This window comes from Pseudomonas sp. FW300-N2F2, from assembly GCF_017351655.1.
Lineage (GTDB): Bacteria > Pseudomonadota > Gammaproteobacteria > Pseudomonadales > Pseudomonadaceae > Aquipseudomonas > Aquipseudomonas fluorescens_AA.
Window position 1 is genome coordinate 1,246,311 of the sequence record NZ_JACNDQ010000003.1, and the last position, 24,385, is coordinate 1,270,695.

Consider the following 24,385-nt stretch of genomic DNA (forward strand, 5'->3'; position numbering starts at 1 on the left):
GCGAGCTCGGCTCCCACAGGTATTGCAGCAGCCTGTAAAGCGCGGCAGATCAACCGATTTGCTCAGCCCACAAGTCATATTCATCGGCGTCGGTCACCTTGCACCAGACCTTGTCCCCTGGCTTGAGGTTGCTGCCGTTGTCGATGAAGACGTTGCCGTCGATTTCCGGCGCGTCGAAGAAGCAGCGGCCCACGGCGCCTTGCTCGTCCACTTCATCCACCAGCACTTCGATTTCACGGCCGATGCGCATTTGCAGGCGCGCCGAGCTGATGGCCTGCTGGTGCGCCATGAAGCGTTCCCAACGGTCCTGCTTGACGTCGTCCGGTACCACGTCCAGGTCCAGGTCGTTGGCCGGTGCGCCTTCCACAGGGGAATACTGGAAGCAGCCAACGCGGTCGAGCTGGGCTTCGGTCAGCCAGTCCAAGAGGTACTGGAAGTCTTCTTCGGTTTCGCCGGGGAAGCCGACGATGAAGGTCGAGCGGATGATCAGGTCCGGGCAGATTTCGCGCCAGTTCTTGATGCGGGCCAGGGTCTTGTCTTCGAAAGCCGGGCGCTTCATGGCCTTGAGGACTTTCGGGCTGGCGTGCTGGAACGGGATGTCCAGGTACGGCAGGATCTTGCCGGCCGCCATCAGCGGGATCAGTTCGTCGACATGCGGGTACGGGTAAACGTAATGCAGGCGGACCCAGACGCCAAGGGTGCTGAGGGCTTCGCACAGTTCGGTCATGCGGGTTTTCACCGGCGCGCCATTCCAGAAGCCAGTGCGGTATTTCACGTCGACGCCATAGGCGCTGGTGTCCTGGGAGATCACCAGTAGCTCCTTGACGCCGGCCTTGACCAGGCGCTGGGCCTCGTCGAGCACATCGCCCACCGGACGGCTCACCAGCTTGCCGCGCATCGACGGGATGATGCAGAAACTGCAGCTGTGGTTGCAGCCTTCGGAAATCTTCAGGTAGGCGTAGTGGCGCGGGGTCAGCTTGATGCCTTGTGGCGGCACCAGGTCGATCAGTGGGTTGTGGTCCTGGCGCGGTGGCACCACGTCATGCACGGCGTTGACCACCTGCTCGTACTGCTGCGGCCCGGTCACGGACAGCACGCTTGGGTGCACGTTGCGGATGTTGCCTTCTTCCACACCCATGCAGCCGGTGACGATGACCTTGCCGTTTTCCTTGATGGCTTCGCCGATCACTTCCAGGGACTCGGCCTTGGCCGAATCGATGAAGCCGCAGGTGTTGACCACGACCACGTCGGCGTCCTGGTACGTGGACACGACGTCATAGCCTTCCATGCGCAGCTGGGTCAGGATGCGCTCGGAGTCGACCAGAGCCTTCGGGCAACCCAGGGATACGAAGCCAACCTTCGGATTGGCTGGCGCGGTAGTGGTGGACATGTCTAACCTCGGTGTAGGGGGGATCGTCTCTTGCCGAGACAGGGCGCCTGGCGCGCCTCTGATCAAAAAGTGCGCAATTCTATCCAGGGTCGACGCACTTGACCAGCTTTATACCGGGAAATGCGACGAGTGCTGCGCTATGCTTCGCGCCTTTGCGTTCTGGCGATTGCTACAGTCAATAAAACGTCTGTAACAATACGTAAAACAGCGCATGCTGCCGCAACAAAACATAGCGCTTCGTTCAAGAAGCCAGGACTGGGAAACGGGAGTGTTGGATGGGTCATGCAAGTAGTCAGGTGGCAGGTGCCGAGCATTCGGCAGCGAAGCCGCTGAGCATGCTGGTCGCGGCGGTCGGAGTGGTTTATGGCGACATCGGTACGAGCCCGTTGTACACCCTCAAGGAAGTGTTTTCCGGTGCCTATGGCGTGCCAGTCAATCACGATGGGGTGCTGGGGATTCTGTCGCTGATTTTCTGGTCGCTGATCTGGGTCGTGTCGATCAAGTACATGATGTTCGTGCTGCGCGCCGACAACCAGGGCGAGGGCGGGATCATGGCGCTCACCGCCCTGGCGCGGCGAGCCGCGGCGGGAAGAGCGCGACTGCGGACCTTCCTGGTGATCTGCGGCTTGATCGGCGCGGCGCTGTTCTACGGCGACAGCATGATCACGCCAGCGATCTCCGTGCTCTCGGCCATTGAAGGCCTTGGCCTGGCGTTCGAAGGTATCGATCACTGGGTGGTGCCCTTGTCGCTGGTGGTGCTGGTGGGGCTGTTCCTGATCCAGCGCCACGGCACTGCACGGATCGGCACCCTGTTTGGCCCGATCATGGTGACCTGGTTCTTGGTGCTTGGCGCCCTGGGCGTGTACGGCATCGCCCAACATCCGGAAGTGTTGCAGGCGGTGAACCCGGTCTGGGCCGTGCGTTTTTTTATCGTCCACCCGGGCATGGGCGTGGCGATCCTCGGTGCCGTGGTACTGGCGCTGACCGGCGCCGAAGCGCTGTACGCGGACATGGGCCATTTCGGCCGCAAACCGATTGCCCGTGCCTGGTTCATTCTGGTGTTGCCGGCGCTGGTGCTTAATTACTTCGGTCAGGGCGCGTTGTTGCTGGGCGACCCGGAAGCGGCGCGCAACCCGTTTTATCTGCTGGCGCCGAGCTGGGCGCTGCTCCCGCTGGTGGGCCTGTCGACCCTGGCCACGGTGATCGCCTCGCAAGCGGTGATTTCCGGCGCGTTCTCCCTGACGCGCCAGGCGATCCAGCTCGGTTACATCCCGCGCATGTACATTCAGCACACCTCCAGCGCCGAGCAGGGCCAGATCTACATCGGTGCGGTGAACTGGTCGTTGATGGTGGGTGTAGTGCTGCTGGTGCTGGGTTTCGAATCTTCCGGCGCGCTGGCTTCGGCCTACGGCGTGGCCGTGACCGGTACGATGCTGATGACCACGATCCTGGTGTCCGCCGTGATACTGCTGTTGTGGAAGTGGCCGCCGCTGTTGGCTGTTCCGTTACTAATCGGTTTTCTTTTGGTGGACGGCCTGTACTTCGCCGCCAACGTGCCGAAAATCATCCAGGGCGGTGCATTCCCGGTCATCGCCGGTATTGCCTTGTTCGTGCTGATGACCACCTGGAAACGCGGCAAGCAATTGCTGGTGGAGCGCCTGGATGAAGGGGCGTTGCCGCTGCCGATCTTCATCAGCAGCATCCGCGTGCAGCCGCCGCACCGGGTCCAGGGCACCGCCGTGTTCCTGACCGCGCGTTCGGATGCTGTGCCTCACGCGCTGTTGCACAATCTATTGCACAACCAGGTGCTGCATGAGCAGGTGGTGCTGCTGACAGTGGTGTACGAAGACATTCCCCGGGTGCCACCGCAGCGGCGTTTCGAGGTCGATGCCTATGGCGAAGGGTTCTTCCGGGTCATCCTGCACTTCGGTTTCACCGACGAGCCGGACGTTCCGCAGGCGCTCAAGCTCTGTCATCTCGATGATCTGGACTTCAGTCCGATGCGCACTACCTACTTCCTCAGTCGCGAGACCGTTATCGCCTCCAAGCTTGAGGGCATGGCCCGCTGGCGCGAGATACTGTTCGCCTTCATGTTGAAAAATGCCAACGGTAACCTTCGTTTCTTCAATCTGCCGTTGAACCGGGTGATTGAACTGGGGACGCAGGTCGAGATGTAGCATCAGGAAAACAAAAAACCTCGTTGCCTTGCGGCGGCGGGGGGCTTTTTTGTGGGCGACACACAGGCTGATGCCAGGATGAAGCCCTGTGGGAGCGAGCTTGCTCGCGATAGCGGAGTGTCAGTTTGCAAAGATGTTGAACATGCCACCGCCATCGCGAGCAAGCTCGCTCCCACAGGGTAATGCTGTTCACTTAAGGCAATCGACAAGCCTGTGGCGAGGGAGCTTGCTCCCGCTGGGCTGCGAAGCGGCCCCAAAACCTGCCAAATGCGGAGAATCAGATACACCGCACCCGCCGGTTTACGACTGCTTCGCAGCCGAGCGGGAGCAAGCTCCCTCGCCACAGGTCCATCATTTTTCTTGAATGAACAGTATTAGCTCCCACACTGGGGGGCAGTCGAGTACAAAAAAGCCCCGGCAACCTTGAGGCTGCCGGGGCTTTTTGTCAGGCGTGTATCGACTTACTGTTCGGCGACCTTGTTCTGCCGCTCGTTGATCTCATCGATCAGGCGCTTGGCCAGGGCCGGGTAGTTTTCGTCGAAGTGATGGCCGCCGGGCAGCTTGATGGCTTCGCCAACGGCGGTCTTGTCGGTGCAGCCGCTTTCGTCGGCTTCTTCACCGCCGTAGATGCACACCACTTTCTCGGCTGGCAGCTTGGCCATTTCCGGGCCGGTGGCGGCTTCGGTGCCGGCGTTGCCGAGCCAGCCTTCGACTTCGATCTCGAAGCTGCCGGTGCGGGCGAAGGCCAGCAGGATGATCGCATCGACTCGCTGTTGTTCGGTGGCCGGCAGGCGATTGTAGATGGCCGGCAACACGTCGGCGCCGAAGGAGTAGCCGGTCAGGATGAAGCGCTTGGTGCCCCAGATCTGCCGGTAGTGCTGCATCAGCTCGGTCAGGTCCGCCGCGCTCTGCTCCGGGCTCTTGTGTTGCCAGTAGTAGCGCAGAGTGTCGATGCCGACCACCGGGTAGCCGATCTTGGCCATTTCATCGGCCACGTCGCGGTCCAGGTCGCGCCAGCCGCCATCTCCGGAGAGAAACAGGGTGACGGTGTCCCGTGTCTGGCTGGCCGGGACTTCCACTACCGGGATGCTCAGGCCGCCCTTGGCCTTGTCAGTGCCCACCAGGATCTTGCGCAGTTCGTTGTTCAGCACTTGCGGCAGGTTGATGTCGTAGTCGCTGATGCTGGTCTCGGCATTCGATTGGTCGCGTACGAAACCGGCGCTGGTGTCGTCAGGGTTATCGTTCCAAGCCACCAGCCAATGGCCGTGGGCTGCCTTTTTAGGCAGCAGATGGGTGCAGCCGGGTTTTTCCAGGGCCAGGTCCACTGAAACGGCCTTGGCCTTGTCGTCCTTCTGTTCAGCCAACCAACGCCAGGCCAGCACAGCGCCAGGGCCGATGCCGCTGACCAGCGTGGCCGGGCCCTGGAGCTCTCTCAGGCCGGCCTGCAGGGCACGGCCTTGCAACATGCAATCCTTGGGCAGGATCACCTGGACGATCTGCGCCGAGCCACTGCGGCTGAGGGTCGTCAATTGCGTGTCGTTGAGCTTCTGGTCTTCATTGACTGCCACCAGCACCCGGGCACGTGCCTTGGTGCCGGGGGTGACCCGGGTCAGCGCTGCGCCATCGGCGGGTGCCAGTTGTTCCAGGGTTGGTTGCGGGGCCGGGCGGTTCCAGTACCAGTAACCGCCACCGAGAATCACCGCCAGCACCAGCAGGGCGGCCACTACGTATCGCCAGGAGCGTTGCATCATCAGCGTTTCACCAGTCCAGTCAGGCCGCCCGCAATCAGGGCGGCAGTATCGGCCAGCGCCACCAGCGGATCGAGTCCGGCGGGCACGGCCATGTAACGAGGTTCCCAGTTTGGCTGGAATTTGTCTTTGAAGCGGCGTAGCCCCTGGAAGTTATAGAGCTGCTCGCCACGGCGGAACACCATCGAGCCCAGGCGCTGGGTCAGTGGTGCGCCGCGCCGCGGTTGCAGGCCCGACAGCGGGACCATGCCGAGGCTGAAGCGGGCGTAGTCATGGTTTTTATAATGTTGGATGAGGCCGACCATCATGAACTCCATGGTCAGTTTCGGCGCCTCGGGGTGGGCGCGCATCAGGTCGAGGCTGGCCAGTTCGTGGCTGTGGGTTTCCAACAGGTTGGCGAACGCCACCGGCCGGCCCTCGAAACGAATCACCGCGATGCGGAAATGCTTGAGGTAGTCATCGCTGAAACGCCCCAGGGAGAAACCTTTTTCCCGCACGTTCTTGCCAGTCAGCCAGGCATCGGAGATGACCTTGAGCTCATCCATCGGCGCCTGGCCCGGTTCGTGGATCTCCAGCGACAGGCCGTCACGAGTGCCGCGGTTCCAGGTGTAGCGCAAGTCCTTCATCTCTTTGCCCTTGGCTTCGAGATCGAAACGCTTGAGGTCGACCCGTGCTTCCTCGCCCAGCTTGATGGCCGTCAGGCCGATGTCCATGTAGTACGGCAGGTTTTCGGCGCGCACCTGATAGAACACGGGACGGGCATGGTAGATGTCGCACAGGTCGCGGAACTGCCAGATCATTTCGGCCCGTTGCTGGGTTGGCCCTATCGGGTCATACAGCGCCACCAGGCTGCGACCACGGCGGGCATACATCAGGAACGCCTCGTCGTTGGGGTGGAACAGCAGCGCCTTGTCACCGGTCAGGGCCAGGCCTCCGTCGGGTTGCGAGGAGGTCATGAGAATCGTCTTGGCCCGCTCCAGTTCCTCTGCCGTCGGCAGATGGATCACCGGACGCGCGGTTCGCAGCAGCCAGGTCAGGGATACCACCACCAGCAGTACCGCGGCGCCCAGTAGCGAGCGCAGGCCGCGAGGGGCGTCGGCATCGAGGGTGAACTGCCACCACAGTTGGTGGCTGTAGGGCACGTCCTGATAGGCAAACAGCAGCAGCCAGATCGACGCGCCGAGCACGCAGAGGCTGGCGATCAGGAACAGCGGGGAAAACGGCAGTTCAGTCAGGCGGCTCGGACGATAAAAGGAGCGCCGGAATACCGCCAGCAGGGTGGCCGTCAGAGTCAGCAGCGTGGCTTCTTCCCAGTCGAAGCCCTTGAGCAGCGAGAGCAGGGCGCCCACCAGGAGCAGAACCGTGGTCAGCATCCAGGCGGCCGACAGGCGACGGCGCAGGCCTTGGGCGAGCAACAGGCACAACACGCCCACCAGGCTGGCGCCGAAGTGCGAAGCGTCCACCAGCCGATGGGGGATCAGGAAGCCGATGTGCTCCAGGCGGGTGTCGATTTCCGGTGTCACGCCGGAAAACAGCAGCACCACGCCGGAGAGAAACACCAGCACCGCCAGGATCGGCGCGGCGAAACCCGATGCCGCCCGCAGGCTCTGGCGCGTCTGGAACAGCCGCTGCGCCTCGTTGATCAGCAGCAACACGCAGGCCACCAGCATCGGTAGCAGCACGTAGATCAAGCGATACAGCAACAGCGCGGCGGCCAGCGGTGCGGCGCCGAGTTTGTCGGCAAACGCGGCCAGCAGGATCGCCTCGAATACCCCGACCCCGCCCGGTACATGGCTGAGTACGCCGGCAGCCAGGGCCAGCAGGTACACCAGCAGGAAAGCGCCGAACGGCGGCGCCTCGGGCAGTAACAGATACAACACGGTGGCGGCCGCGGCGACATCCAGCGCGGTGATCACCAGTTGCAGGAAGGTCAGGCGTCGGCCCGGCAGGCGCAGCGTGCGACGCCCGGCCTTTACCAGAAGGCTGTCCCGATGCGGCTGTTCCGGCAGGCGCCGGCGGTAAATGCCGATGGCCAATACGCTGGTGAGCAGCAGCACCGCCACGGAAATGGACCCCAGCAAAGCGGCAGGCAAGTGCAGCGCGGCAGACGCGGCGGGCAGGTTGCTGAGTGTCGCCAGGGCCGCCAACGGCGGCAACGCGCAGCCGAGGGACAGGCTGGCGAACAGCGTCATATGGGCGACATCCGATGCCCCCAGGCCATGGCGCGCATACAGGCGGTAGCGAACCGAACCGCCCGACAGCAGCGACAGGCCAATGGCATTACCGATGGCGAACGCGGTGAACCCACCCAGGACCATGGTTTGTGGCGGCAGCGTCACACCGGCGTAACGGCTGGCGGACCATTCATAGCCCAAAAGAATGATGAAGCCGGCGACCGTGGCGGCGATCGCACCAAGCAGGGCAGGCCGGGGCACTTCAAGAATCGAGTCGTGCAGAGCGTATAGATCGAGCTCGCTCAGCAGATGGCGGCAGGCAATCAATGCAATCGCAAACAGCAGCAGCGTGACCGCGAGGCCAATGGGCTGGCGGTACTGACTGACCCGATCCAGCCAGCGCAGTCGCTCGGCTTTGATCGGTTGTGTCGCAGTAACGGAGTCTTGCGGGTCAGACGAGTGGGCGCGCATCAATCACCTCTTGAGCTATGCGCGACAGGATGGGGGTATCCAGCCAAGTTACCAATCCCCGCGAAGGAAAATAATTACAAAATCTTTGTAATGTAGAGCTTTTTTCGCCAGACACAAAAAAGGCCACTCTTTCGAGTAGCCTTTCTTGGTATTTGGTTGCGGGAGCCGGATTTGAACCGACGACCTTCGGGTTATGAGCCCGACGAGCTACCAGACTGCTCCATCCCGCGTCTGTGTGGCGGCATTCTACAGGCGAACGCCCGAGTGTCAACCGTTAAAAGAGGCCGGGGTAAAATAAACGGCCGATCCGTCCCTTGCCTTCCTAAATGCGCGGAATTAAAGGGAAATTGTCCTACAACTCGCAGTGCGTAGGGTGTCGCAGGCGGCGAGTCTCTGATCGTGTGGTCAAAAAACGAACACGCACAAAAAAGGCCACTCTTTCGAGTAGCCTTTTTTGATGTTTGGTTGCGGGAGCCGGATTTGAACCGACGACCTTCGGGTTATGAGCCCGACGAGCTACCAGACTGCTCCATCCCGCGTCTGTGTGGCGGCATTCTACAGAGGATCGAGCCACTGTCAACCCTGGCGTCACAAAAACCTGTTCCGGTTCAAGCGCTTAGCCTTGCGTGTGGGCATTGTGACGACGCTGTGACGCAGGCCTGGCAAGGGCTGAGGCTCTATTGGAGGGGGCGCTGCGATTGAAGAATTAAATTTGTGTAGGTGTTTTCGGAGCCTGACGAAGGATCTTTCAAACTACTGGTGCTATATACAGGTGCCGGTGCGATACTGGCGGCCCGATTCGTCCCACGCTCTATTTTTATATGAATCAACGTAAAATCATCCATGTCGACTGTGACTGTTTCTATGCCGCTATCGAGATGCGCGATGATCCGCGGCTGGCCGGCAAGCCCATGGCGGTGGGGGGCTCGGCGGATCGACGGGGTGTGATTGCCACCTGCAACTACGAAGCGCGGGCCTACGGCGTGCGCTCGGCCATGTCTTCCGGCCACGCCTTGAAGCTCTGTCCGGACCTCACCATTGTCAAGCCACGAATGGAGGCCTATCGGGAAGCGTCGAAGGAAATTCATACGATTTTCAGCGATTACACCGACCTGATCGAGCCGCTGTCCCTGGACGAGGCCTACTTGGATGTCTCTGCCAGTGCCCATTTCGGCGGCAGCGCCACCCGCATCGCCCAGGACATTCGCCGACGTGTTTCCAACCAGTTGCACATCACCGTGTCCGCCGGCGTCGCGCCGAACAAGTTCCTGGCCAAGATCGCCAGTGACTGGAAAAAGCCCAACGGATTGTTTGTCATCACCCCGGACCAGGTCGAGGACTTTGTCTCGGCCCTGCCGGTCAGCAAGCTCCACGGTGTAGGCAAGGTCACCGCCGATAAGCTGAACCGGCTCGGTATCGTCGATTGTCTGCAGTTGCGTGAGTGGGACAAGCTGGCGCTGGTGCGCGAATTCGGCAGTTTCGGTGAGCGGCTCTGGAACCTGGCCCGTGGGATCGATGAGCGTCTGGTGCACAACGACAGCCGACGGCAGTCCATCAGCGTCGAAAACACCTACGACGTCGACTTGCCCGACCTGGTGAGTTGTCTCGACAAACTGCCGGAACTGATGGAAACCCTCAAAGGGCGCATGGCGCGGATCGACAGCAGCTATCGACCGGGCAAGCCGTTCGTCAAAGTGAAGTTCCACGACTTCACCCAGACCACACTGGAGCAGGCCGGGGCAGGACGGGACTTGGGCAGTTACCAGTTGCTGCTGACCCAGGCGTTCAACCGGGGCGGCAAGCCGGTGCGGTTGTTGGGGATCGGGGTGCGGCTGGAAGATTTGCGGGGAGGGTTCGAGCAGTTGGAGTTGTTCGAGCGGTGAGGCTGCTTGGCTGAATGCCTTGTCTTGCTCTTGTGGCGAGGGAGCTTGCTCCCGCTGGGGCTGTAGGAGCTGCCGAAGGCTGCGATCTTTTGATCTTTCGCTTGAGACTCAAGTGTCTGGGGAAAGATCGCAGCCTCGCTTCGCTCGACAGCTCCTACAGGTCCAGTGGGAGCAAAGGGGATTTCAGTGAGCCCCCGGATCCGCCACCAACCGCCCGCCATCCTTGGTCAGGGCTTTCATGAACTCGGTCTGCAACTCCGGATCGTTGCGCGTCAGTTCGATCAGGCTCTGTTCCAGTTCGCTGGCCTCTTCTTCAAGTCCCAGCTCCGACAGGCGCTTGACCCGATGAACCCACTGGCTCACCTCGTCGTCTTCCAGGTCGTCGTAGATCAGCGCATGAGCTTCCACCAGTTTGCTGCGCAAGGTGCTGCTGATGCTCAGGGATGAGTCGGTGTGCACTTCGTCCTGGGCATCCGTCACGCTGATCTGCAATTTGCCGAACTGGCTCAGGTCCTGCTCGGCGAACGGGCTTTCCAGCAGGTTCAAGCGCAGCACGCCATTACGGTCAGTGCTCAGCTCGAAGGTCTGCCGGGCGGCCTTGACCTCCACCGGGCGTTCGCTCCAGGGCAGGCTCGAGTGCTCCGTGCGCTTGTCGCGCTGGACTTCGTCGATACCCGCCAGGTTCTGCTGGGCGCGACCATGGGAGGGGACGTTCATGAACGGGTTGAGCCCGGCGAAACCGTAGCTGATCCAGTCACGGGTCGCCGTGTCCGGCAGGTTGCCGAGGGCGAACACATTGACCACGTTCGCACCGATGCCAGCCACGACGGCCACCGCGCCCAGGGGAATCTCGTAGATCTCCCGCCAGGGTTGGTACGGTGTGTAGCGATCGTAATGGCGGGTAACCTCGAACTCGGTGACTTCGAAGGTTTTCTGCTCATTGATGCGCACCCGACGCTGCGGCAGGTCGAGCACCTTGGGTTCGCCCACGTCGATTTGCAGGCTGTGGTCGAGCAATTTGCGCTCGACCCGCTCTTCGTGCTCGCTGCGTTGTGACATTTGGTTGGCACAGCCGCTGACCAGCAGGGCGCCGCACAGGGCGGCGCCACCGAGGCCTAAGGTGTTTCGCTTGAACATGACGTCTCTATCTGGTGTCAGCGGCGGATACGGGCCTGGAGGAACGACAGCACGTCGGCGACCGGCAGCGCTTGCGGCTCGGCCTCGGTGCGGCTCTTGTATTCCAGGTTGCCTTCGGCCAGGCCACGGTCACTGACGACGATCCGGTGGGGGATGCCGATCAGTTCCATGTCCGCGAACTTGATGCCGGGGCTGGTTTTCTTGTCGCGGTCGTCCAGCAGCACTTCGAAGCCGGCGGCCGTCAGTTCGGCGTAGAGCTTGTCGGTGGCTTCACGCACCAGGTCGGTTTCATAGCGCAGCGGCACCAGGGCCACCTGGAACGGCGCCAGTGTGTCGCTCCAGATGATGCCTTTCTCGTCGTTGTTCTGCTCGATGGCGGCTGCTACCACGCGGGAAACACCGATGCCGTAGCAACCCATTTCCAGGGTGACCGGCTTGCCGTTCTCGCCCAGCACTTCGCACTTCATCGCCTTGCTGTACTTGTTGCCCAGCTGGAAGATGTGCCCAACTTCGATGCCCCGCTTGATTTCCAGGGTGCCCTTGCCATCGGGGCTCGGGTCGCCGGCCACGACGTTGCGCAGGTCCGCGACGGTTGGAACCGGCAGGTCGCGTTCCCAGTTCACGCCGAAGTAGTGCTTGTCGTCGATGTTGGCGCCGATGGCGAAGTCGCTCATCAATGCTACCGAACGGTCGATGATGATCGGCAGTGGCAGGTTCAACGGGCCGAGGGAACCGGCACCGGCGCCAATGGCGTCGCGCAGGTCGGCTTCGGTGGCCATGACCAGTGGGCTGGCGACGCCTGGCTGGTTGGCGGCCTTGATTTCATTCAGTTCGTGGTCGCCACGGACGATCAGGGCAATCAGCTTGCCAGCTTCTTCCGCCCGCACGATCAGGGTCTTGATGGTGCGCTCGATCGGCAGGTTGTAGCCTTCCACCAACTGGGCAATGGTCTTGGCGTTCGGCGTGTCCACCAGGCGCAGCTCTTCGGTCGGCGCGGCGCGGGTAGTTTCCCGAGGGACGGCTTCGGCCTTCTCGATGTTCGCGGCGTAGTCGGAGCCGTTGCTGAAGACGATGTCGTCTTCGCCGGACTCGGCCAGTACGTGGAACTCGTGGGAACCGGCGCCACCGATGGAACCGTTGTCGGCTTCGACCGGACGGAATTTCAGGCCCAGGCGGGTGAACACGTTGCAATACGCCTGGTGCATGCGGTCGTAGGTGACCTGCAGCGAAGCCAGGTCGGCATGGAACGAGTAGGCGTCCTTCATGATGAATTCGCGACCGCGCATCAGGCCGAAGCGTGGACGGATCTCGTCACGGAACTTGGTCTGGATCTGATACAGGTTGATCGGCAGTTGCTTGTAGCTGCTCAACTCGTTGCGCATCAGGTCGGTGATCACTTCTTCGTGGGTCGGGCCTGCACAGAAGTCGCGACCGTGACGGTCTTTGATGCGCAGCAGCTCAGGACCGTATTCTTCCCAGCGCCCCGATTCCTGCCACAGCTCGGCTGGTTGGGTGCCCGGCATCAATACTTCCAGGGCGCCAGCGGCGTCCATCTCTTCACGAACGATGGCTTCCACCTTGCGCATGACTCGCAGGCCCATCGGCAGCCAGGTGTACAGGCCAGAAGCGAGCTTGCGGATCATGCCGGCACGCAGCATCAGCTGATGGCTGATCACGACGGCGTCGGAAGGCGTTTCTTTCTGTGTGGCGAGCAAATATTGACTGGTGCGCATGGTTGACCGTTGTCGGTTGCTGATGACGAGAAGTGACGGAGCATTGTACGGGCGAGATGCCCTGGCGTACAGGCGCGTGGCCGGTCGCCAGGTGCGAACGCCGTTTCCCCGGCGTTTGCTGAAGTTTCCTACGACTCTTCCGCTGGCCGGGTGGGCGCCGGTTCCTCGGTGGGTGTCGAATCCTGGCGACGGTTCTCCTGGAACCAGTGCAAGGCGATCAGCAGTAGGGTGGGCACGCCCAGCAGTGCGGTGATCAGGAAGAAATTGTGGTAGCCGAACTTCTCCACCATCACCCCTGAATAACCACCGATCAAGCGCGGCAGCAACAGCATGATCGAGCTGAGCAGGGCGTATTGGGTGGCGGAGAATTTCAGGTTGGTCAGGCTCGACAGGTAGGCGACGAACGCCGAAGTGGCCAGGCCGGAGCTGAAGTTGTCCAGGGAGATGGTGACAATCAACATCTTCAGGTTGGCGCCCATGTCGGTCAGCATCAGGAAGAGGATGTTGGTGGCGGCCGAGGCGACACCGCCGATGAACAGGATGGGCAGGATGCCGAAACGTACGATCAGCAGGCCGCCCATGCCGGCGCCGACGAGGGTCATGATCAGCCCGAAAATCTTGCTGACGCTGGCGATCTGGTCCTTGGTGAACCCTTGGTCGATATAGAACACGTTGGCCATGACGCCCATGACCGTGTCGGACATCCGATAGGTTGCGATCAGCCCGAGCAGCAACAGGGCCTGCCAGCGATAACGCAGGATGAAATCGTTGATCGGCGTCAGCACCGGCGCCAGTCCGCGCCGGCCCATGGTCGACAGGCACAGGGCGGTCAGGATGGTATAGAGGATGGCCCGCAGGAAGGCGCGGTCTTCGAGCAGCAGGTCGAGCAGGCTGACGCCCTCGAACAGCACGCTGGCGAAGTCGGTGTTGAACAACTGGGTGAACATCGCCGGGACGGAGACCAGCAGCACGATCAGCACGAATACCGACGCCAACTGATGAACGAACGTGTAGCGCCCGGCCTGCAATTGGGTGCGCAGCGGCACCGGCGGCTCGCGCATGAACAGGGAGGTGAGGAGCGCCGGGACCATCAACACGCCGAACAATAGGTAAGTACCGGCCCAGGCCGAGTGTTTGTAGCTGAAACCGGTGGAGCCAAAGCCTTCGGCGAAGAACAGGGCGCCGGCGGTGGCCAGTAGCGCGGCGATGCGGTAACCGGACATGTAGCTGGCGGCGAGGGCGGCCTGGCGGGTGTCGTCGGCGATCTCCAGGCGATAGGCGTCGACGGCGATGTCCTGCGTCGCGGAGGCGAAGGCCACGATCACGGCGATGGCGATCAACCATGACAGGTGTTTTTGTGGATCACAGAAACCCATGCCGATCAGGCCGAGGATCACCAGGGCCTGGGAGAGCACCAGCCATGAGCGGCGGCGCCCCAGTTTGCCCAGCAGGGGCAGGCGCCATTGGTCGAGCAGTGGCGACCAGACCCATTTAAAGGCGTACGCCAGGCCGATCAGGCTCGCGTAGCCGATGGTTTCGCGGGCCACGCCGGCTTCGCGCAACCAGACCGAAAGCGTGGAAAACACCAACATGTATGGCAAGCCGGCGGCGAAGCCAAGCAGCAACAGCACGAGCGTTGAGGGACTGGCATAGGCGGCGAGGGCGGCGCGCCAGGTTTTACGGGGCATGGGCTGGAGTCTGCCTCAAAAATTGCGAAAACAAAGCGCGCACTCTAACCGCTGTGCTCTACCGGGCGCCAGCCATGGCGCTGAATATCAACACGATTGTTCAGGACACTGATGCCTTCCAGGCGCAGACGTGCACGCTGTTCATCCCCTGAGGCGCTGCCCGCCGGCAGGCTGATCCGACCACCGGCACCCAATACCCGATGCCAGGGCAGCTTGGTGTCGCTCGGCAGTTGGCTGAGGGTTCGCCCGACCCAGCGCGCCGCACGCCCCAGGCCGGCCATTTCGGCGAGCTGGCCATAGGTGACCACCTTGCCGGCCGGCACTTGTGCCAGGGTCAGGTAAAGGGTGGTGCGGCGGATTTGCGCGGCATTCTCGGTGGCCGCTGGGGTGTCACTCATAAAAGGTTCCTGAAAAGGATGTCCGTCTGTAGATTAATTCCTACAAGGCTGGTTGAGAAATGAACTCATCACCTATATGCAGGTCAGTCGTTGCTGAGGTGTCATCCTGGGGGATAATGCCGCCTTTTCACTGAAAACTTGAGCCCATTATCGCTTATGTTGTCTAGAACCCTGCTATGCCTAGCTGTCACCAGCGCCTCCATGCCTTTGCTTGCCGATACCGTCTGGTTGAAGAACGGCGACAAGCTCAGTGGTAAAATCACCGTTTTCGATGGCGGCAAATTGCTGATCCAGACCGATTACGCTGGCGCGGTTCCTATCGATTGGAAACAGGTCAAGACCCTCGAAAGCGACCAGCAATTGCTGGTCAAGCAGGATGCCTACACGGGCGAGAAAGCCAAGGCGCTGCAGGCGGCCGAGGACGGCAAGGTCACCCTGGCCAACGGTGACGCGCCCAAGACCGTCGAGCTGGCCAGTATCCAGCAGATCCTCAAGCCCAAGCCGGTGGTCGAGGATCTGGTGTGGAAAGGCAATATCGATGCCGCGCTGGATTATCAGCGGGCGGAAAACGATACCGATGATTACGACATCGACTTCAAGACTTCGGCGCGCCATGGCAGATGGCGGCACACCGCCGAAGGCGAATACAACCGTGAGTTCCAGGATGACGTGGTTTCCGCCGACAACTGGAGGCTGGAGTATTCCCTCGACCGGTTCCTGACGGATAAATGGTTCTGGCAAGGCCGCCTGAACTACAAGCGTGACAAAGTCGAAGACCTGGCCCGCCAGCGTGTGGTGGGTACCGGCCCGGGCTACCAGTTCTGGGACGACGAGCTGGGTGCGTTCTCCCTGGGCTCGCTGCTCAACCGCACCGATTACGAGTACCGCGACGGCGGCAAGGACAACTTCTATTCCGTGGCCATGAAGTGGGACTACAACCGCTACCTGATCGGCAAGCGCGTCGAGTTCTTCACCAACGGCGAAGTGGGCAAACCCCTGTCCGACGTGGCGGATTACGCCTACGACGCTGAAGTGGGGCTGCGCTACAAGGTCACTGACTGGGCTTCGCTCAATCTCAAGGCTGAGAAAGATGTCATCGAGGGTACCGAAGACAGCGACTTGAGCAAGACGCGGTACACGGCTGGCTTCGGCGTGACCTGGTAATTCGGGCTCACCCACACACCTGTGGGAGCGAGCTTGCTCGCGATAGCGGTCTGTCAGCCAACGTTGATGTTGCTGATCCACCGTTATCGCGAGCAAGCTCGCTCCCACAGTTTTTTTGTGCGCTGGCAAAAACTGACAGGCACAAAAAAGCCCCGCTTTTGAGGGCGGGGCCTTTTACTAAAGCAAGTGCAAGTTAGATAACTTGAACTTCTTCAGCTTGCATGCCTTTCTGACCGCGGGTAGCGATGAAAGAAACCTGTTGGCCTTCTTTCAGGCTTTTGAAGCCGTCGGATTGGATAGCTTTGAAGTGAACGAACAGGTCGTCACCGGATTGTGGGGTGATGAAGCCGAAGCCTTTTTCATCGTTGAACCACTTAACGGTACCGGTTTGGCGATTAGACATGGTGTAACTCCTTGAACAAAGATAACTGCGACTCAGGAAGAACCCTGGCCGAGACTGAGTGCAAAGAGCAGGAAAAATTCTTGTAGATGGTTGGATCGAAATTCAACATATCGTGTAGAGATTCTCAGTGACACAAGCAACACAGTGGCGCCACCTTAACCCTTTTTCCAGAATGTGCCAATGGTCTTTGCGAAGGTTTCTCTTAATTGGTGACTGACGGCGCGGGCGATGGCCGGCAGGACCCGGAAATCAAGGTGGATCGGCGAGATTTGCGTGCCGCGCTTTGAACCCGGCCCCGTGCCCCGGTAAGATGCCGGACGTATTTTTTCCACCTCGCTATTTCAGGAAACCGCCATGAGCATCAAATCGGACAAGTGGATTCGCCGCATGGCGCAAGAGCACGGCATGATCGAGCCCTTCGTCGAGCGCCAGATGCGTGGCGAAGGCGCCGACCGGCTGATCTCCTTCGGTGTCTCCAGCTACGGCTACGACGTGCGCTGCGCCGACGAATTCAAGGTGTTCACCAACATCAATTCGGCCACCGTCGATCCGAAGAACTTCGATGAGAAGAGCTTCGTCGACGTCAAGAGCGACGTTTGCATCATCCCGCCGAACTCCTTCGCCCTGGCCCGCACCGTCGAATACTTCCGCATTCCGCGCAACGTGCTGACCATCTGCCTGGGCAAGAGCACCTACGCCCGTTGCGGCATCATCGTCAACGTCACGCCGCTGGAACCCGAGTGGGAAGGCCACGTGACCCTGGAATTCTCCAACACCACGACCCTGCCGGCGAAAATCTACGCCAACGAGGGTGTGGCGCAGATGCTGTTCCTTGAATCCGATGAAGAATGCGAAGTCTCCTACAAGGATCGTGGCGGCAAATACCAGGGCCAGCGCGGCGTGACGCTGCCGCGTACCTGAATCTGACGAGCTGTTTGGAATTCCTGAGCGGGCAGACACTCTATTGCGTGTACTGCCCGTTTTTGTGCGTCAGCGCAGCGGGCCTTCGCTCAGGAGTTGCTCTATGAAGATCGATCCGCGAATCAGTGCCGAACTGGCAAGGCTTGAGCCCAATCAGATCGGCGTCATGGCCTGGTCCTTGCTGGCCCATCCTGCCGAAGCGGCAGGCGGCATCCCCGGCCAGCCCGATCCCGATACGCCCAACGAACAGCCTACCGAACCCGGCGAGCCCACTCTGCCGGACGAGCCGCCTCCTGCGCCTGTTGCCTGATGAGGCGCTGGCCCGCCAGCGGTAGCGCAGAGTGCTTCAGCTGACGGGCCATATTTCGTTATCGCCGATGACAAAAATCCTGCAATCGTTGTCTTGCTCGACTCGATAACCGCCCGTGAACGCGCCGAAGGCCGGTAGCAGGCTGATCTCGCTGCCCAGCCGAAAGCAAGCCAGGCGCAGGCGTTGCCGGCCCTTGCCGCTCAGGTGGTAGACCGGGTGCACGTGGCCGGCCAGCACATGGCGGCTGGGGTGGGGGATAGGCTCGTGTTGCACGGCGAAAGGGCCCAGTAGCAACGGCTCCGGTACGACGCGAATGTTCAGCGCTGGAGGTGGGTCGCCGGCGCGTTTGTCGTGGTTGCCACGAATCAGCGTCATGGCTAGGTGCGGATGTCGCTCACGCCAATCGGAAAGTGCCTTCAAGGTGCCGGGCGCATGGGAGCCGGGACCGTGGAGAAAATCTCCGAGAAAGATCAACTGTCGACACGCCAGGCTGGCCAGTAATGCATCCAGCACCGCGATGTTGCTGGCGGTGGTGCCGTGGGGCACCGGTTGCCCGAGGCGGCGATAAGCGGCGGCCTTGCCGAAATGAACGTCGGCCACCATCAAGGTTTCCTGGGCGGGCCAATACAAGGCTTTTTCCGCAAGCAACCAGAGTTCTTCGCCGGCCAGGCTGACAGGATACGGCGCTGGCATCAGGCGTCACCGCGATCGGCAGTCTTTTCCAGCTCACTGACCATCCGCCGGATGCGGTCGGCGAGTTTTTCCGAGCTCAGGCTTTCCCGGAACCGCTCCACCAGCAGCGGGAACCCGAGTGGGGTGGGGCGTTTGATCATGTGCAGGTCCAGCTTCAGGGTATTGAGGCGTTGCAAGGTCTGCTCCAGTCGACGGATATCCAATTCTTCACGCAAGACTTCCTCCCCGGCCTGGGCCAGCAACAGATTGTCGGCGTCGTATTGTTTGAACACCTGGAAGAACAATCCGCTGGAGGCCTGGACTTGCCGGGTGCTTTTCGGCGCACCGGGGTAGCCGGCGAACACCAGCCCGGCGATCCGGGCGATTTCGCGAAAGCGCCGCAGGGCCAGTTCCCCGGCATTCAGGCTCGCCAGCACGTCGGCCAGCAGGTGATCGACGCTCAGCAGGCTCGGGGTCAGGCAGTGCGACCAATCCACTGCCGTGGCGCTGAGCAGTTCCAGGCCGTAGTCATTGACCGCGATGGAAAACGTCAGCGGCTGTTGCCGACTGACGCGCCAGGCCAGCAGGCTGGCCAGGCCCAGATGCACTTGACGCCCGGCAAACGGGTACAGGAACAGATGCCAGCCTTCCCGGGACTTGAGGGCTTCGGCCAGCAAGGTGTGCTGCGTGGGCAAACCGGACCAACGTTGCTGGGTCAACAGCAGGGGCTGCACGGCTTGCATCTGCGGGCCCTCGAAGCGGCCCGCGGCGGCTTCGCTCAAACGGGCCACGACGGCGGCCGCCAGTTCGCTGGAAAGTGGCATGCGCCCGCCGTTCCAGCGTGGCACAGCGGCCTTCTTGGCCTGGCTGCGTCGCACATAGGCGGTCATGTCTTCGACCCGGACCAATTCCAGCAGTCGCCCGGCGAACAGGAAGCCGTCGCCGGGTCGCAGGCGAGCGATGAAGCCTTCCTCGACGCTGCCCAGGGTCTTGCCGCCGCCGCCCTTGCTCCAGAACTTCAATTGCAGGCTGGCATCGCTGACGATGGTACCGATGCTCATGCGGTGACGTCGGGCCAGGCGGGCATCGGGCACGCGCCAGACTCCGTGTTCGTCCGGTTCGACCCGTCGGTAATCGGGGTAGGCGGTCAATGACAGACCGCCGTGGCGTACAAAAGCCAGGGCCCAGGCCCATTCGGCCGGGGTGAGGTCGCGGTAGGCCCAGGCACCCCGCACCTCCTCGAACAATTCGTCGGGAACGAAGCCGCCGCCCAGGGCCATGCTCACCAAGTGCTGCACCAGGACGTCCAGCGGCTTGTGCGGCGATTCGCGAGGTTCGATGCGCCGCTGGGCCACGGCGTCTTGCGCGGCGGCGGCCTCGATCAACTCCAGGCTATGGGTCGGCACCAGCGTCACCCGTGAGGTCCGCCCGGGGGCGTGACCAGAGCGCCCGGCCCGTTGCATCAGCCGCGCCACCCCCTTGGCCGAGCCGATCTGCAGCACCCGTTCCACCGGCAGGAAGTCGACCCCCAGGTCCAGGCTGGAGGTGCAGACCACCGCTTTGAGCTGGCCGTCCTTCAATGCCTGCTCAACCCAATCCCGGGTGTCACGCGACAGCGAGCTATGATGCAGGGCGATCAGCCCGGCCCAGTCGGGTCTCGCCTCAAGAAGCGCCTGATACCAGATTTCCGACTGTGCCCGGGTGTTGGTGAAGACCAGGCAACTGCGGCTGGCGTCGATTTCAGCAACGACCTGGGGCAGCATCTTCAGGCCGATGTGCCCAGCCCACGGGAAACGTTCGAGGGCCGGGGGCAGCAGCGTGTCGACCTGCAGCGCCTTGCTGTCGGCCCCCTGCACACTGATCCCGTTGTCTTGCGGGATCAACACCTGCTCGGCGTGGGCTTGGTTACCGAGGGTTGCGGACACGCCCCAGACAATGAGTTCGGGATGCCAGTGCCGCAAGCGCGCCAGGGCCAGTTGCAACTGCACGCCACGTTTGTTGCCGAGCAATTCGTGCCATTCATCCACGACCACCATGCGCAGGGTCGAAACGGCAGCTTGCGCATCGGCCCGGGCGAGCATCAGGGTCAGGCTTTCGGGCGTGGTGATCAGTGCGGTGGGCAGGCGACGGCCCTGGCGGGCGCGCTCGCTGGCGCTGGTGTCGCCGGTGCGCAGACCGACACTCCACGGCACCTGCAGGTCTGCCAGGGGCGCTTCGAGGGCTTTGCCGGTGTCGGCCGCCAATGCGCGCATCGGCGTGATCCACAGGACGGTCAGCGGTTCTGCCGGCGGCTTGCGTTTACGCGGTTTGTCCGGCGGCGGTGTCGAGTGGGCGAAACGGTTGAGGGCGGCGAACCATACGGCGTAGGTCTTGCCGGCGCCGGTGCTGGCGTGCAACAGCCCGGACTGCCCCCGCTTGACCGCGGCCCATACCTGCTTCTGAAAGGCGAACGGCTTCCAGCCGCGGGCGCCGAACCACTGGTTTGCGAAATTGTTGGATGTCGCCATGCCTGCCGCGTGCGCCCTGGAAGTCCTTCTTCAGTGACCACGGCGGGATATGAAAGGTTTTATGCCCAAGGGGATCGTCTGGCTGGAAGGCTCTTGTGGCGAGGGAGCTTGCTCCCGCTGGGCTGCGAAGCGGCCCTCTGGTTCTGACTGACACACCGCAGGGGGCCGCTTCGCGCCCCAGCAGGAGCAAGCTCCCTCGCCACGGGGCTTGCCAGGGAGTTTATTTCAAGTTGCCACTGAGAAACTGCTTGAGCCGTTCGCTCTTGGGGTTGCCCAGTACGTCTTCCGGCGCGCCTTCTTCTTCCACCAGGCCCTGGTGCAGGAACAGCACCTGGTTCGAGACTTTACGGGCGAAGCTCATTTCGTGGGTCACCATGATCATGGTCCGGCCCTCTTCGGCCAGGCCCTGGATTACCTTCAGCACTTCGCCCACCAGCTCCGGGTCCAGGGCCGACGTGGGCTCGTCGAACAGCATCACCTCCGGCTCCATTGCCAGCGCACGGGCAATGGCCACGCGCTGTTGCTGGCCGCCGGAGAGGAATGCCGGGTACTGCTCGGCAACCCGCGCGGGCAGGCCGACCTTGTCGAGATAACGACGCGCACGGTCTTCGGCTTCCTGCTTGCTCACCCCCAACACCCGGCGCGGCGCCATGGTGATGTTTTCCAGCACGGTCATGTGGCTCCACAGGTTGAAATGCTGGAACACCATGGCCAGGCGCGTGCGGATGCGTTGCAGTTCGTCGGCGTCGGCCACGTGCATGCCGTGGCGGTCCTTGATCATCTGGATCGGCTGGCCGTCCAGGGTCATGGCGCCGTCATTGGGTTGTTCCAGGAAGTTGATACAGCGCAGAAAGGTACTTTTGCCCGAGCCGCTGGCGCCGATGAGGCTGATGACGTCGCCGGTCTTGGCCTTGAGCGAAACGCCCTTGAGCACTTCATGTTCGCCATAGCTTTTATGCAGGCCTTCGATGGTCAGTTTGTACATGGAGCATGCATCCTCAAGGCGAAAGTAGGTAGCCGCTGCGGTAGGCCTCGGTGCCGGCGACATGGGCGATCACCATGCCGGCCGTGGCCATGCGGCGCAGCGAACGGGCGTACAGCAGCCCGGCGTTACGGCAATGAACGGGGGTGACGGTGTCGTTGACCGGGTCGATGACTTCCGCGATCAGTTGCCCCGCCTCCAGGTATTCGCCGGGCAGGGCGCTGTACACCAGCAACCCGCCCACGGGTGTGGCGACCGGCTCGACCGCGGCCAGCGGCGTGGCCGGGTAGGGCAATTCGGGCATGGGCATCGGTTCGCCGTCGATGGCGCCGAAGCGGATCAGGTATTCGATCAAGGCCTGGCAGTCGAGGCTCGCCAGACCATGGTTGACGTCGCCCTGGCCACGCAACTCCACGGTCACCGAAAAACTGCCGAGGGGAATCTCGAAGCGTTCGCCGAAGCGTTCCTTGAGTTGCCACCAGAGCAGGGTGAAGCATTCGTCGAACGACTGGCCGCCCGAATCGGTCGCCAGCAGGCTGGCTTCGGCACCGATGTAGCGGGCCAGCGGCTCGACCTGCGGCCAGGCTTCGGGCGTGGTGTAGAGGTGGGCCACGGCTTCGAAGTCGCAATGCAGGTCCAGCACCATGTCGGCGTCGCAGGCCAGCCGTTGCAGGGCCAGGCGCAGGGATTGCAATTGCGTGCCTGGGGTCTGCCGGGCGAGGGCATCGCGCAGGCTGGTGCGGATCAGCATCAGGTTGTGCTGCGGATCGTCGGTGAGCAGGTCCTGGATTTCGTTGCCGATCTCTTCGCTCAGGTCGACGAAGCGGCGGTTGAAGTTCTGCCCGCTTTCGGTTTCGTAGCGCCCCAGGGGCACGTCCATCAGCACTTGTTCGAGGCCGATGGGGTTGGCGACCGGCACCAGCACGATCTCGTGGCGCAGGTGGCCCGACGCCTCGAGCTCGGCCAGGCGTTGCTTGAGGTGCCAGGCGACCAGCATGCCCGGCAGTTCATCGGCGTGCAGGGACGACTGGATATAGATTTTGCCGACGGCTTTTTCCGGGCCGAAGTGGAAGCTGTGGATCTTGCGTGCGGTCCCCGGTACCGGGGCCAGCAGGTCATGGATCTGGTGGCGCATGTGCGTGTGTGTCCTGGAACAAAAGCCCTAGTGGGTCGGCCCGAGGAAGGCCAGCCATCGGCGTTCGGCGAGGCGGAAGAGGCCTACCAGCGCAAAGGTGACGGTCAGGTAGATCAACGCGGCGATCCCGAACGACTGGAACGTCAGGAACGTCGCCGAGTTGGCATCCCGGGCGACTTTCAGCACGTCTGGAACGGTAGCGGTGAACGCCACGGTCGTCGAGTGCAGCATCAAGATGACTTCGTTGCTGTAGTACGGCAGCGAGCGGCGCAGCGCCGACGGCATGATCACGTAGGCGTACAGTTTCCAGCCAGTCAGGCCGTAGGCCTTGGCCGCTTCCACTTCGCCATGGTTCATGCTGCGAATTGCCCCGGCGAAAATTTCCGTGGTGTAGGCGCAGGTGTTCAAGGCGAAGGCCAGGATCGTGCAGTTCATCGCGTCGCGAAAGAAACTGTCGAGCATGGGCTGGGCGCGCACCGCCGCGATGCTGTAGATGCCGGTATAGCAGATCAGCAACTGGATGTAGAGCGGCGTGCCCCGGAACAGGTAGGTGTAGAACTGCACGGGCCAGCGTACGTAGAACTTGGGCGAAACCCGGGCGATGGACAGCGGGATCGACACCACGAAGCCGATCAGCAGCGAGGCGCTGAGCAGCCACAGGGTCATGGCCAGGCCGGTGATGTTGATGCCGTCGCTGTACAGGAACGGTCGCCAGTATTCTTGCAGGAGTTCGATCATCGCACCGCCTCCCGGGCTCCGGCGGCGTAGCGGCGTTCAAGCCAGCGCAGGATGAAATTGGACGCGCTGGTGATCAGCAGATAGATCAATGCCGCCAGCACCAGGAAGTAGAACAGCTGGTAGGTGCTCTTGCCCGCATCCTGGGCCGCCTTGACCAGGTCGGCCAGGCCGATGATCGACACCAGCGCGGTGGCCTTGAGCATCACCATCCAGTTGTTGCCGATACCCGGCAGGGCAAAGCGCATCATTTGTGGAAACACTACGAAGCGAAAGCGTTGGCCACGCTTGAGGCCATAGGCCGTGGCGGCTTCGACCTGGCCCCGGGGGACCGCGAGGATCGCGCCGCGAAAGGTTTCGGTGAAGTACGCGCCATAGATGAAGCCCAGGGTGATCACCCCGGCGCCGAATGGGTCGATCTCGATGTATTCCCATTCCATGAAGTCGGTAAACGAGGTCAGCCAGGTTTGCAGGCTGTAGAAGATCAGCAGCATCAGCACCAGGTCTGGCACGCCGCGGATCAGCGTGGTGTAGAGCTGGGCAGGAATTCGCAGCAGTTTGACGCGGGACAGCTTGGCACTGGCGCCCAGCAGGCCGAGCAAGACGCTCAACAACAAGGACAGGGCCGACAGCTTGATGGTCATCCAGGTGCCTTGCATCAGCAGCGGGCCGAAGCCCTGCAGGCTGAAGGCGGAGAGCCCCAGATTTTGTAGGAGTTGTTCGAACATGAAAGAGGCCTTTGGCAGGAAAAAAGCGC

Annotated in this window: 19 protein-coding genes and 2 tRNA genes; 5 read left to right on the forward strand and 16 right to left on the reverse strand. The window is 62.0% G+C overall.

The annotated features are described in order from the left end of the window. Positions 1–49: 49 nt before the first annotated feature. Complete coding sequence (gene rimO, locus J4E63_RS26255) at positions 50–1,390, reverse strand: 30S ribosomal protein S12 methylthiotransferase RimO (RefSeq protein ID WP_003198379.1); 1,341 nt, start codon at positions 1,388–1,390, stop codon at positions 50–52. Positions 1,391–1,665: 275 nt separating this feature from the next. Here rimO and J4E63_RS26260 point away from each other — a divergent pair, with 275 nt between their 5' ends. After that, a complete protein-coding gene (locus J4E63_RS26260) occupies positions 1,666–3,567 on the forward strand; it encodes a potassium transporter Kup (protein ID WP_192262288.1) in 1,902 nt (633 codons plus the stop codon). Between the two features lie 461 nt (positions 3,568–4,028). Here the strand turns inward: J4E63_RS26260 and J4E63_RS26265 are convergent, their stop codons facing one another. From J4E63_RS26265 to J4E63_RS26280, 4 genes are all read right to left on the reverse strand, one after another. Continuing rightward, complete coding sequence (locus tag J4E63_RS26265; RefSeq protein ID WP_060738938.1) at positions 4,029–5,318, reverse strand: virulence factor family protein; 1,290 nt, start codon at positions 5,316–5,318, stop codon at positions 4,029–4,031. Then, complete coding sequence (gene mprF, locus J4E63_RS26270; protein ID WP_207283755.1) at positions 5,318–7,960, reverse strand: bifunctional lysylphosphatidylglycerol flippase/synthetase MprF; 2,643 nt, start codon at positions 7,958–7,960, stop codon at positions 5,318–5,320. The genes J4E63_RS26265 and mprF overlap by 1 nt, the downstream gene beginning before the upstream one ends. Before the next feature lie 153 nt (positions 7,961–8,113). Continuing rightward, positions 8,114–8,190: transfer RNA gene (locus tag J4E63_RS26275), tRNA-Met, on the reverse strand. A 232-nt stretch (positions 8,191–8,422) separates the two neighbouring features. Then, positions 8,423–8,499 (reverse strand) — tRNA-Met (locus J4E63_RS26280). Between the two features lie 282 nt (positions 8,500–8,781). Between J4E63_RS26280 and dinB the strand changes: the two genes are divergently transcribed. Continuing rightward, positions 8,782–9,843 (forward strand): DNA polymerase IV, encoded by a 1,062-nt coding sequence (dinB, locus tag J4E63_RS26285; protein ID WP_207283756.1) that lies wholly within the window; start codon positions 8,782–8,784, stop codon positions 9,841–9,843. Between the two features lie 183 nt (positions 9,844–10,026). Here dinB and J4E63_RS26290 read toward each other — a convergent pair whose 3' ends face one another. From J4E63_RS26290 to J4E63_RS26305, 4 genes are all read right to left on the reverse strand, one after another. Beyond that, positions 10,027–10,980 carry a hypothetical protein gene (locus J4E63_RS26290; RefSeq protein WP_207283757.1) on the reverse strand — a complete coding sequence of 318 codons (954 nt, stop codon included), beginning with the start codon at positions 10,978–10,980 and terminating at the stop codon, positions 10,027–10,029. Between the two features lie 17 nt (positions 10,981–10,997). Next, the gene (locus J4E63_RS26295) at positions 10,998–12,713 is read right to left on the reverse strand and encodes a proline--tRNA ligase (RefSeq protein WP_072409562.1); all 1,716 of its coding nucleotides are present in this window, start codon (positions 12,711–12,713) and stop codon (positions 10,998–11,000) included. 128 nt (positions 12,714–12,841) lie between these two features. Further along, positions 12,842–14,401 (reverse strand): AmpG family muropeptide MFS transporter, encoded by a 1,560-nt coding sequence (locus J4E63_RS26300; protein WP_207283758.1) that lies wholly within the window; start codon positions 14,399–14,401, stop codon positions 12,842–12,844. Positions 14,402–14,445: 44 nt separating this feature from the next. Next, complete coding sequence (locus J4E63_RS26305; protein WP_207283759.1) at positions 14,446–14,799, reverse strand: MGMT family protein; 354 nt, start codon at positions 14,797–14,799, stop codon at positions 14,446–14,448. 156 nt (positions 14,800–14,955) lie between these two features. On the opposite strand from J4E63_RS26305, the gene J4E63_RS26310 reads away from it, so the two are divergent. Next, entirely contained in the window at positions 14,956–15,963 is a 1,008-nt protein-coding gene (locus J4E63_RS26310; protein WP_207283760.1) for a DUF481 domain-containing protein, read from the forward strand. 193 nt (positions 15,964–16,156) lie between these two features. Here the strand turns inward: J4E63_RS26310 and J4E63_RS26315 are convergent, their stop codons facing one another. Then, positions 16,157–16,366: a cold-shock protein gene (locus J4E63_RS26315; RefSeq protein WP_002554837.1), complete on the reverse strand. Its 210-nt coding sequence runs from the start codon at positions 16,364–16,366 to the stop codon at positions 16,157–16,159. A gap of 354 nt (positions 16,367–16,720) precedes the next feature. Between J4E63_RS26315 and dcd the strand changes: the two genes are divergently transcribed. Together dcd and J4E63_RS26325 are read left to right on the forward strand one after the other, a co-directional pair. Next, positions 16,721–17,287, forward strand: a complete 567-nt coding sequence (gene dcd, locus J4E63_RS26320) for a dCTP deaminase (RefSeq protein ID WP_003184751.1) — start codon at positions 16,721–16,723, stop codon at positions 17,285–17,287. A 103-nt stretch (positions 17,288–17,390) separates the two neighbouring features. Further along, positions 17,391–17,597 carry a hypothetical protein gene (locus J4E63_RS26325; RefSeq protein WP_041022879.1) on the forward strand — a complete coding sequence of 69 codons (207 nt, stop codon included), beginning with the start codon at positions 17,391–17,393 and terminating at the stop codon, positions 17,595–17,597. A gap of 36 nt (positions 17,598–17,633) precedes the next feature. Here the strand turns inward: J4E63_RS26325 and pdeM are convergent, their stop codons facing one another. The 6 genes from pdeM to J4E63_RS26355 form a co-directional block, all read right to left on the reverse strand. Then, positions 17,634–18,290 carry a ligase-associated DNA damage response endonuclease PdeM gene (gene pdeM, locus J4E63_RS26330; protein WP_207283761.1) on the reverse strand — a complete coding sequence of 219 codons (657 nt, stop codon included), beginning with the start codon at positions 18,288–18,290 and terminating at the stop codon, positions 17,634–17,636. Continuing rightward, the gene (locus tag J4E63_RS26335; protein ID WP_207283762.1) at positions 18,290–20,776 is read right to left on the reverse strand and encodes a ligase-associated DNA damage response DEXH box helicase; all 2,487 of its coding nucleotides are present in this window, start codon (positions 20,774–20,776) and stop codon (positions 18,290–18,292) included. Before J4E63_RS26335 ends, pdeM begins: the two co-directional genes overlap by 1 nt. Positions 20,777–20,996: 220 nt before the next feature. Beyond that, the gene (locus tag J4E63_RS26340; RefSeq protein ID WP_207283763.1) at positions 20,997–21,761 is read right to left on the reverse strand and encodes an ABC transporter ATP-binding protein; all 765 of its coding nucleotides are present in this window, start codon (positions 21,759–21,761) and stop codon (positions 20,997–20,999) included. 13 nt (positions 21,762–21,774) lie between these two features. Further along, positions 21,775–22,893 (reverse strand): succinylglutamate desuccinylase/aspartoacylase family protein, encoded by a 1,119-nt coding sequence (locus tag J4E63_RS26345; RefSeq protein ID WP_072409576.1) that lies wholly within the window; start codon positions 22,891–22,893, stop codon positions 21,775–21,777. 27 nt (positions 22,894–22,920) lie between these two features. After that, a complete protein-coding gene (locus J4E63_RS26350; protein WP_207283764.1) occupies positions 22,921–23,631 on the reverse strand; it encodes an ABC transporter permease in 711 nt (236 codons plus the stop codon). Then, complete coding sequence (locus J4E63_RS26355; protein ID WP_060743074.1) at positions 23,628–24,356, reverse strand: ABC transporter permease; 729 nt, start codon at positions 24,354–24,356, stop codon at positions 23,628–23,630. Before J4E63_RS26355 ends, J4E63_RS26350 begins: the two co-directional genes overlap by 4 nt. Positions 24,357–24,385 lie beyond the last annotated feature (29 nt).